The 10,213-nt window shown below is 50.8% G+C and carries 8 protein-coding genes and 3 tRNA genes; all 11 read left to right on the forward strand.

Features of this window, described 5'->3' with window-relative positions:
* The first annotated feature begins 87 nt into the window (after nucleotides 1–87).
* The 11 genes from B2Y11_RS05210 (at nucleotide 88) to B2Y11_RS05260 (ending at nucleotide 10,099) form a co-directional block, all read left to right on the forward strand.
* Nucleotides 88–164: transfer RNA gene (locus B2Y11_RS05210), tRNA-Val, on the forward strand.
* A 63-nt stretch (nucleotides 165–227) separates the two neighbouring features.
* Nucleotides 228–1,148, forward strand: a complete 921-nt coding sequence (locus tag B2Y11_RS05215) for an EamA family transporter (protein WP_291057005.1) — start codon at nucleotides 228–230, stop codon at nucleotides 1,146–1,148.
* A 188-nt stretch (nucleotides 1,149–1,336) separates the two neighbouring features.
* Entirely contained in the window at nucleotides 1,337–3,133 is a 1,797-nt protein-coding gene (gene lepA, locus B2Y11_RS05220; protein WP_291057007.1) for a translation elongation factor 4, read from the forward strand.
* Nucleotides 3,126–4,262 carry a radical SAM family heme chaperone HemW gene (gene hemW / locus B2Y11_RS05225; protein ID WP_291057009.1) on the forward strand — a complete coding sequence of 379 codons (1,137 nt, stop codon included), beginning with the start codon at nucleotides 3,126–3,128 and terminating at the stop codon, nucleotides 4,260–4,262. Before lepA ends, hemW begins: the two co-directional genes overlap by 8 nt.
* Before the next feature lie 251 nt (nucleotides 4,263–4,513).
* Nucleotides 4,514–5,614, forward strand: a complete 1,101-nt coding sequence (gene alr, locus B2Y11_RS05230; RefSeq protein WP_291057012.1) for an alanine racemase — start codon at nucleotides 4,514–4,516, stop codon at nucleotides 5,612–5,614.
* Between the two features lie 48 nt (nucleotides 5,615–5,662).
* A tRNA-Arg gene (locus B2Y11_RS05235) sits at nucleotides 5,663–5,738 on the forward strand.
* Nucleotides 5,739–5,796: 58 nt separating this feature from the next.
* Nucleotides 5,797–6,036, forward strand: a complete 240-nt coding sequence (locus B2Y11_RS05240) for a hypothetical protein (RefSeq protein WP_291057014.1) — start codon at nucleotides 5,797–5,799, stop codon at nucleotides 6,034–6,036.
* Between the two features lie 157 nt (nucleotides 6,037–6,193).
* Nucleotides 6,194–6,269 (forward strand) — tRNA-Lys (locus tag B2Y11_RS05245).
* Between the two features lie 338 nt (nucleotides 6,270–6,607).
* Complete coding sequence (thrC, locus tag B2Y11_RS05250) at nucleotides 6,608–8,101, forward strand: threonine synthase (protein ID WP_291057016.1); 1,494 nt, start codon at nucleotides 6,608–6,610, stop codon at nucleotides 8,099–8,101.
* A gap of 270 nt (nucleotides 8,102–8,371) precedes the next feature.
* Nucleotides 8,372–9,079, forward strand: coding sequence for a TVP38/TMEM64 family protein (locus tag B2Y11_RS05255; protein ID WP_291057018.1), 708 nt, complete (start codon nucleotides 8,372–8,374; stop codon nucleotides 9,077–9,079).
* A gap of 135 nt (nucleotides 9,080–9,214) precedes the next feature.
* Nucleotides 9,215–10,099, forward strand: a complete 885-nt coding sequence (locus tag B2Y11_RS05260; protein ID WP_291057020.1) for a YihY/virulence factor BrkB family protein — start codon at nucleotides 9,215–9,217, stop codon at nucleotides 10,097–10,099.
* Nucleotides 10,100–10,213: the final 114 nt, after the last annotated feature.

Raw genomic sequence — 10,213 nt, forward strand, 5'->3', positions numbered from 1 at the left:
TATGATTTAATCAGTGCTTCCCTAAAGCGGCCCCTTTATAATATTTGCTTTTTTCTCCATTCCCATGATATAATGACCTCAGTATCCGGGGTTATAGCTCAGTTGGTCAGAGCGCTTCGTTGACATCGAAGAGGTCTTTGGTTCGAATCCAAATAGTCCCACCAGAATATATAACCCGCCTCCGTGGCGGGTTTTTGTGTATCCGGGGATGGAAAGAAGGGAGAAGGTTGAAACTTTTTGCGGTGATTATGGTTCTTATTGCCGGCACCATGTGGGCAGGAACCGGCCTGGCGGCCCAGGATTTCTTCCGAAAAAGCACACTGGACTCCATGGACCTTACGGTATTTCGTATGTTTTCCGCCGGTTTCATCATGTTTTCCGTGTCCCTCATCAAGGGAAAACGGAAACCGGGAATCAGGGAAATCAGAAAGCGCCCTCTTCTTCTCCCAAACCTTGTGTTCTACGGCATTGTGGGGCTTATGCTCATGCATTATACCTACTTTGCCTCCATCGCTGCAGGCAATGCAGCGGCAGCCACAGTGATCCAGTATACCTGTCCTGCCATTGTGATTTTATGGGTCTCCCTGAAAGGAAAAAAATGGCCGGCAGGGGGAGAGCTTCTGGCAGTCGTCCTGGCCATAGCCGGTGTGTTTCTCCTTGTTACCGGCGGCGATTTCCATCGGATTTCCGTGCCTGCGGAGTGCGTGTACCTGGGACTGGCATCGGCTGTTTTCTTTGCCGTCTGCGCCGTTTATCCCAAGCATCTCATGGGGACGCTGGACAATTCCTTCATTTTGGCCATCGGCATGTTCACCGGTGCTTTGTCGGCCTGGTTCATTGATCCCGTCACTGATTTTACAGGATTCTTTGAAAGGGATGTGCTCTTCGACTCCTTCTGGATAGTTATTTGCGGCACGGTGGTCGCCTTTACCTGCTACAATGCCGGACTCCATTACCTCAGTGAATCCCAGGCCTCCGTTACCGCCACCGTGGAACCGGCGGTTTCAGTGATTGCATCCCTCTTCCTTTTTAACGTCAGATTCGACTGGGTGCAGGCAGTGGGCATCCTGCTTGTCATCCTCGCCATAGCCGCACCGGCATTGGGGAGAAAGGACTCCCGTTCGGCAGGGAGGCGAAACGGTTCATAGAGTGATGAGGAAAGTTTCCTACCCGGCATGACACAGGAGCAGTTCATTGCGACAGGAAACTGTTTGCGAAAAGTTTCCTGCAGGGCATGATACGAAAGCAGTTCATCACGGCAGGAACCTATTTCATAGATGCGACATTTATAGTAAAATAGAGACTGAATGTAGATTATCGTTATACAGGAGTCATTATGGATACAGAACACATCAGGAATTTTTCAATTATTGCCCATATCGACCATGGCAAGTCTACCCTGGCGGACCGGCTCATCGAGCTTACCGGTACGGTGCAGAAGAGGGACATGGAGGCCCAGATCCTGGATACCATGGATTTGGAAAGGGAAAGGGGCATTACCATTAAGGAACAGTCCGTGCGCCTTATGTACAAGTACGAGGACGGAGACACCTATGAACTGAACCTCATTGACACCCCAGGCCATGTGGATTTTAATTACGAAGTGTCCCGCAGCCTGTCCGCCTGCGAAGGGGCTATCCTTATTATTGACGCCACCCAGGGGGTACAGGCCCAGACCCTGGCCAATGTATACCTGGCCCTGGACCACAATCTGGAAATCATTCCGGTTATCAATAAAATCGACCTGCCCAGTGCGGATATTGACCGGGTGAAGAAGGAAGTGGAAAATATCATTGGTCTTGATATGTCCGACGCCATTCCCGTTTCTGCGAAAACCGGAGAAAATGTGGAGGAAGTGCTGAAACGGATCGTGGAGCAGGTGCCGCCGCCTCCGGATAACAGTAAAAAGCCGCTGCGCTGTCTGATTTTTGATTCCATCTTCGATTCTTATAAGGGAGCCATTGCCTATGTACGGGTCATGGACGGTGAAATTAAGCCGGGCATGAATATCCGCATGATGGCTTCCGGCAAGGTGTATACGGTGACGGAGGTGGGCTATTTTTCTCCATTCCCCAAAGCTGCCGATGTACTTACCTGCGGCTCCGTAGGCTATGTGGCAGCCAGCATTAAGAATGTGCAGGACTGCGAAGTGGGGGATACCATTACCACCGCGGAAAACGGCGCTTCTGAAGCGCTGCCGGGGTATCGCAAGGCGCTCCCCATGGTATTCTGCGGCCTGTATCCCATCGAAAGCAAGGATTATGACAATCTGAAGGAAGCGCTGGAAAAGCTCAAGCTTAACGACGCTGCCCTGGAATTCGTGCCGGAAACGTCCCAGGCCCTTGGCTTCGGTTTCCGCTGCGGTTTCCTGGGCCTGCTCCATATGGATGTGGTGCAGGAAAGGCTGGAGAGGGAATACCACCTGAAGCTCATCACCACAGCCCCTTCCGTCATTTACCATGTGTTCAAAACAGACGGCACCATGGTGCCGGTGGACAACCCGGCAGAACTGCCGCCTATGACAAAAATCGAACACATCGAAGAACCGGTGGCCAAGGTGGATATCCTGGTGCCATCGGACATGGTGGGGAACGTGATGGAACTGGTGCAGAACCGCCGGGGCGTATTCCAGACCATGGAGTATCTGGATGAAACCAGGGTGGATCTGTCCTACAAGATTCCTCTGTCGGAAATCATTTTCGATTTCTTTGATAAATTGAAATCCTGCACCAAAGGCTATGCATCCCTGGACTACCAGCTGGACGGCTACCAGAAAACCGACGCAGTGAAGCTGGATATCCTTCTGAACGGCGACCTGGTGGATGCCCTGTCCATCATCGTCCACCGCAGCAATGCCCCTGCCCGGGGCCGCGCCCTGGCGCTGAAGCTGAAGGACATCATTCCCCGCCAGCAGTTCGAAGTGCCCATTCAGGCTGCTATCGGCAGCAAAATTATTGCCAGGGAAACCATCAAAGCCTATAAAAAAGACGTTCTTGCCAAGTGCTACGGCGGCGACGTGACCCGTAAGAAGAAACTGCTGGAAAAGCAGAAGGAAGGGAAAAAACGGATGAAACAGGTAGGCAGCGTGGAAATCCCGCAGGAAGCATTCATGGCGGTTCTGAAAGATGACTGACCTGGGGCTCTATATTCATATACCCTTCTGTAGAAGCCGCTGTGCATACTGCGGCTTCTATTCCGTTGGGACAAAGCCGGATGACCGCTTTATCAGGGCCCTGGAAAAGGAAATGGAAATGAGGAGTCCCGATTTCAAAGACCGACTCTGTGACACCATCTACCTGGGCGGCGGCACCCCTTCCTCCCTCACGGAAAAGCAGCTTGCGGCGGTTATGGAAAATATCCGGAAAAATTTCCATATTTCCGAAAATGCTGAAATAACTATGGAAATGAATCCCTGCGACATGACGGACTCCTATCTTAAAAATGCCAGGGCCCTTGGCATTAACCGGATTTCCATAGGCGTCCAGAGCCATAATGACCGGCTCCTTCAGGCCATCGGCCGCCTTCACAACGCCTCCGAGGCGGAAAAGGTGGTAAAAAGAGCCTATGCTTTGGGATTTCACAATATGAGCATCGACCTTATGTATGAGCTTCCCGGACAGGGGGTGGAGGATTTCAGGAAATCCCTGCTCTGGGCGGTACACCTTCCCATTACCCATGTGTCCGTGTACAGCCTCATTCTGGAAGAGGGCACCCGCTTTTCCCAGCTGGCGGAAAGGGGACTCCTTCAGCGGCCTACGGAAGAGGTGAGCTGGGCTATGTATCAGGACATGTGCCGCATCCTTCCTCATTACGGCTTTGAACGGTATGAAATATCAAGCTTTGCCCGAAAGGGATACCGCTCTAAACACAACAGGAAGTACTGGCAGCTTTCCGACTACCTGGGCTTGGGGCCGGCCGCTTCCTCCCGCATTGGAAGGACAAGATTCACCATAAGCCCCGGCGTCAGGCTCTATGAAAAGGAACTTCTCACCGGCGGAAAGCCGCCGGCAGAGGTGGAGAACCTTTCTGAAAAGGATGAAATGGAAGAATACTGCTTCCTCCATCTTCGCATGAAGGAAGGCATTCCGCTGGAGGATTTTGAAAAGCGATATGGACACCCTCTGGCTTACTGGTATGAAAAGCAGGTGGACATGCTGAAAAGACGGAAACTTCTGAAAGAAGAGAAGGGCCATCTCTTCCTTACCTATCATGGCGCCGCCCTGGGAAACTATGTATTCGAGCAGTTCCTGAGGGACGAATAGATATGGGGAAGCGCTGATTACATCACTGTCTGCTTTTGTTCTTAAATTTTTATGCAATGCAAGGAATGGGGCTGCCATTTATTGACCAATTTTACGTCAGCCCCTTTTCTTTTTGGCTCTGTTGGATTATCATAGGGGTAACCCTTTGGAATAAAATTTCATAAGGAATACGAAGCATCGCGGCTTCCTTTGACGGGGAAAACCCGTGGATTTCAGCTGCGATGACTTTTTTATTGGAGGGAGATTTTGTTATGCCTGTTTCTTACATGGAAATCAATCTGAATGCACTTCGCCACAATCTGAGAGTCATCCGCCATCACCTGCCGAAAGAGGTAAATGTACTGGCCGTTGTCAAGGCCAATGCCTATGGCCACGGCGCCGTAGAAACGCTCCGCATTGCAATGGAAGAAGGATATACCGCCGCTGCCGTAGCCCGGGTGGAAGAAGGGGCTGAGCTCCGCCGCGCCGGATTCGCCTGCCCTATTTATGTACTGGGCCTTCCTCTTCCGGAAGATATGCTCATGGGCGTGAAATACGACCTCACCCTGCCGGTGGACGACACGGTGGATTTGGACGCTTTTGAAGATATTGCTAAAGGCGCCGGCAAGACAGTGGAAGTGATGATGCCTATTGATACAGGCATGAACCGTATCGGCACCCATCCGGAAGATGTGAAGCCCTTCCTGAAGAAGCTGGCCCTCTACCCCCACCTTCATCTCCATGGCACCTGGACCCATATGGCTACCGCTGACTGCAAAGATAAATCCGCTGCCCTGAAACAGCTGGACCGCTTCGATGAAGCCATTGCCCAGATGCCCGTTATCGACGATTTCGTCATTTCCTCCGCCAACAGCGCCGGCGTCATCGACATCCCCAAAAGCTGGCACAACCTGGCCCGCCCGGGCATCATTATCTACGGACCCCAGCCTTCCGATGAAATGGAAAACAAGCTGGATCTCCAGTACGTCATGCGTATCGTCAGCCATGTCACCCATGTACAGACACTCCACAAAGGTGAAGCTATCGGCTATGGCGGCACCTATGTAGCAGACAGGGACATGAAGACCGCCACCGTCCCCATCGGCTACGCCGACGGCTATCCAAGGTGCCTCTCCAATAAGGGAGAAGTCCTCCTTGGAGGAAAACGCTGCCCCATTGTGGGACGCATCTGCATGGACCAGTTCATGGTGGCAGTAGATGATTCTGTGAAACCGGGGGATGAAGTCATCCTCATGGGTAGACAGGGAGAAGGAGAAATCACACTGGACGAAGTGGCAAAGACCGCTGGCACCATTCCCCATGAAATCACCTGCGACCTGAAGAGAATTCCTCGGGTTTTCGTAGAAAAATAAAAAAGACTTTCCTTTATCCGCTCTTTATGCTATAATACTCCTTGTTAGGCGTCTATAGCTCAGTGGATAGAGCACTGGTCTCCGGAACCAGGTGTCGAGAGTTCGAATCCCTCTAGACGCACCAGAAATTGAAATCCTTATGCCAGAAATCCGGCATAAGGATTTTTTGATAAGGAGGACCTATGGACAAGGACGAAAAGACAGATTCCCTGGAAGATAGGGAACTGACGGAAGAAGAGCTGCAGGAATTCATGGCATCCTATAAGAAAGAACTGGCTCATATCTACAAAATGGCCAGCGCCAAAAAAGCCTTTCTGGCCCGCCAGAAGCTGCCGCATCTGAAAGCGGCACTGGAGGAATGTGACCGGGACATGAGGCAGGACATAGAGGAGCTGAAAAAGAAATACGGCATCCACTATTGATGCTTTCTCATTGAAATCTAATTTGAAAAAAGAGGCGCCGTATGGTATATTATCCATGTCGCCTGGTGAAGGCGGCGGCACTGAAAAATCTTTTGAAATCAAATAAAAAAAGATTTGACAGAATGCCTCGAAAATGATATAATCATTTTCGTTGAACGGATCATTAGCTCAGCTGGCAGAGCACCTGACTCTTAATCAGGGTGTCCGGGGTTCGAACCCCTGATGATCCACCAGAAATCAAATCCCACGGTTTTCGTGGGATTTTTTATTGTATAATGCAGGTTTATCAGCGAGCCCGATGGAGTCAGCCGCCAAAGGCGGCATATTAAATTCGTTGCCCGAAGGGCAATCCACAACCCTCAGACGCGAAGCGTCTGTCAAACCTAAGAACATTTGCGCCGGCAGGTGCATCAAACTTTAGGGAAGCACTGATTAATTCGATAACGATTTAATCAGCGCTTTCCCAGAACCCTCATACCGCAGGCACAGGCCTCTCCCTTTGGCCCATAGAATCCCCCTGCCATTTATGATAAAATAGGGCAAAACGGGAAAAATTCTTCGGAGGTGTCCTATGAAATACAGAAGTACCAGAAGTAATGAAACAGTGACGGCATTAGAAGCGCTGGTGAAGGGCCTGGCCGATGACGGCGGCCTGTATGTGCCGGAAGCACTGCCTGCTCCCTTTCTCCATGCCGATGAACTGAAAGATATGAGCTATGAGGAGCTGGCGGCCTTTGTGCTGTCCCATTTCCTCACTGATATTCCGAAAGAGGAACTGAGGAAGCTGACCCACAGCGCCTATACCGGTACCTTTGAGACGGAAGAAATCGTACCGGTGAAGCCTCTTTCCCAGGCTTTTTCCATGGCGGAAATGTTCCATGGCAGAACCTGCGCCTTCAAGGATCTGGCCCTTTCTCTTTTCCCGTACCTCCTTGTGTATGCCAAAAAGGAAGAGAAGGATGGCAAGGAAATCCTTATCCTCACTGCTACCTCCGGCGATACGGGCAAAGCAGCGCTGGAAGGGTTCCGCGATGTGCCCGGCGTCCATATTATGGTATTCTATCCTTCCCATGGCGTAAGCCCTCTCCAGAAGGACCAGATGCAGAAACAGCTGGGGAGCAATGTGAGGGTCGTGGGCATTGAAGGTAATTTCGATGACGCCCAGGGGACGCTGAAGCAGGTCTTCGGCAGCAGTCTTAGGAAGGAAGAGGCGGATAAGGGTGTTCTTTTCTCCAGCGCCAATTCCATCAATATCGGCCGTCTCCTGCCTCAGGTGGTGTACTATGTATGGATCTGGCTGAAGCTTTTGAAAAACGGCTCCATCGGCCCTGATGAATCATTCAACGTGGTGGTGCCCACCGGCAACTTCGGAAATATTCTGGCAGCCTGGCTGGCGAAACAGGTGGGGGCGCCTATCGGACAGCTCATCTGCGCGTCCAATGAAAATAAGGTACTGGCTGATTTCTTTGAAACCGGCACCTACGACATTAACCGTCCCTTCTACATGACCGAAGCGCCTTCCATGGATATTCTGATTTCCTCCAATTTTGAACGGTTCCTCTACTACCTCACCGGCTCTGCAGAAAAGGTGAAGGAAAGCATGGAAATGCTCAAAAAAGAAGGGAAATATGAAGTATCTAAAGAAGCCTTTGCTAAAGCGGGCATGGAAATGAAAGGGGGCTGGGCTTCTCCGGAAGATATGAGCCGCGTGATGGGTGAAGTGTATGAAACTTACGACTACCTCATGGATCCCCATACTGCCGTGGCCTATGCGGTGTATGACCATTTGAGGAGGGAAGGGCAGATTCCCCGCCATTCCCATACCGTCATCATCAGTACGGCCCATCCCTATAAATTCCCCGGCGTTGTAGCCAAAGCCCTGGGCCTCCCGGAAATGGAAAGCCCCTATGATACCCTTCGTGAAATCGCGGAAAAGACGGGTATTCCCCTTCCCAGACAGCTGGGTGAGCTGGAAAGCCGTCCGAAACGGTTTACGGAAACGGTGGGCCGCAAAGATATGGCCGATACTATCCGCTCCTATGCGGAGGAAATTTTAAGGAAATAGTCCATGGTGATTACATAGAGACAGCAGAAAAGCAGGCTCCTGTGAGCCTGCTTTTCTGCTGTTTTTAACATGTATGGCAAATCCGGATTTTACAGGGCCATGGATTTAAAATTCTTTAAAATAATGGTATCATATATTTACAGAATAACAGTTAATATAACCATAGAACGGCAGTCACTTGTTTCCCTGGCAGGAGGAAATTCCGGAAAGACAGGCATTTCCATTTTACAGGCATTTTTGCATATCCTTTGCATATTATAGGGGCTTTTTATGAGATATAGAAATTGGAACGAAAAGGGAGAGCGGAAATTCCGGCTTTCCATACTGGCATTATTGATATTGGTACTGGTATCTATTCATTTCTTTGACCCCACCTTTTATCCTACGGTGTATCATTTGTCGGAGGATGGAGATTTGCGGGGCACCATTGCCTATTTGCACAGTTTCGGCATATATGCTGCGTTCATGAGCTTTTTCATTGATGTGGTTATCAATATCGTAGGATTTCTGCCGTCCATTTTTATTTCTACGGCCAATGGCCTTATATTCGGCCTGTTTTGGGGCGTCATCATTTCCTGGCTGGCGGAAACGGTGGGGGTTCTTATTTCCTTCTATGTCATGCGGACCCTCTTCAGGGGCATGGCCATGAATATTATCAACAAGAGTAAAACATTAAAGAAACTGGACTCCTATGATTCCTGGCAGGCCATGGCCATTGCCCGGGCCATTCCCTATATGCCCAACGGCCTTGTGACTGCCATTGCCGCCCTTTCCAGTATGCATTTCCGGTCATATGCCCTGGGATGTCTCATCGGCAAGCTGCCTTCCACGGCGCTGGAAGTAATCCTTGGACATGATGTGGTGAACATGGAGGAACATGCCCTTCGGCTTACCATCCTTATCATTCTGGTCACCCTTGTTTATGGAGGCATTTGGTATTATAACCGGAAGAGAAATCAGAAAAAGCAGGATCCATAAAGACGGCAGTGCGTGAAGACCGGTGAAATCAAAACGGCGCCCTTCTATGGCAAGGGCGCCGTTTTATGTGAAATCATCTTTCTACAGCCATTTCGCCGATAGGGTATAATAGAGGAAATGGAAAGGAGGCGCATCATGGAACCGAAAAGCACGGACAGCAGCGGCCTGTTTTTTATCAAAAGGCTGATTCAGCGGTTTAATGATGATAATGTGACTGCCCTGGCAGCGGAAGCTACCTACTATTTCATCCTGGGCCTCATTCCTTTCATGATTTTTCTGGTGAACAGTATGCTCTTCTTCGCCGCTCCCCAGATTCATGTGATTATGAGTCTCCTTTCCTACCTTCCTGACGATGTGGCGGTGGCCATGGAGGCCAATATCCTCCGCATTATCCAGGCCAGAAGCTCCATATGGCTTTTCATCGGTCTTGCCGGCGCCCTGTGGACCTCCTCCCAGGGAGTGGATACCCTCATCCGTTCCACGGATCTGGCGGTGTACGGCGACAGGAACAGGCAGTCCTACATCCGGGTGAATGCCAAGTCCATCATCTTCACCCTTTTTATTTCTTTTGCCATGATTCTTTCCCTGGGGCTCATCGTTTTCGGCAACGCCGTGGTCTATGCCATAGCCTACTACTTCCACGTGCCGGAAATCCTGCTGAAACTGTGGACCGTGGTGAAATTCGGCATCCCCTTTGTTATTATCGCCTTCTCTCTGGCCGTTTTCTACGAATACGCTCCTGCAGGCAGGCGGTCTGACTGGAGGAGAGTCATTACCTCCGCTTTCCTTGTCACCTCCATATGGATCGCATTAACCGCTGCCTACGGTTACTACATCCTCCACGTATCCTCCATGGGCCTTACCTACGGCTCCCTCATCGGCCTGGTAGTCCTTTTCATCTGGTTCCACCTGGCTGCCATGGTTATCATCGCAGGCGGGGAACTGATTGTCACCTGGGATGAAACGGTGGAAAGGTCACGTCTGGAAGGGAGTGAGGATTCAGAGGGTTCGGCCCGCTGAAGGCGGGCTGGTTCAGAGGGTTCAGAGGGGAAATTGGGCGCGCAGCCGCATGGTGGCTGGGATCGAGGATCGAAGATCGGGGCCGGGATAATTTAGGGAAGCGCTGATTAAATC

The organism is Dialister sp. UBA1703, assembly GCA_002320515.1.
Lineage (GTDB): Bacteria > Bacillota > Negativicutes > Veillonellales > Dialisteraceae > Dialister.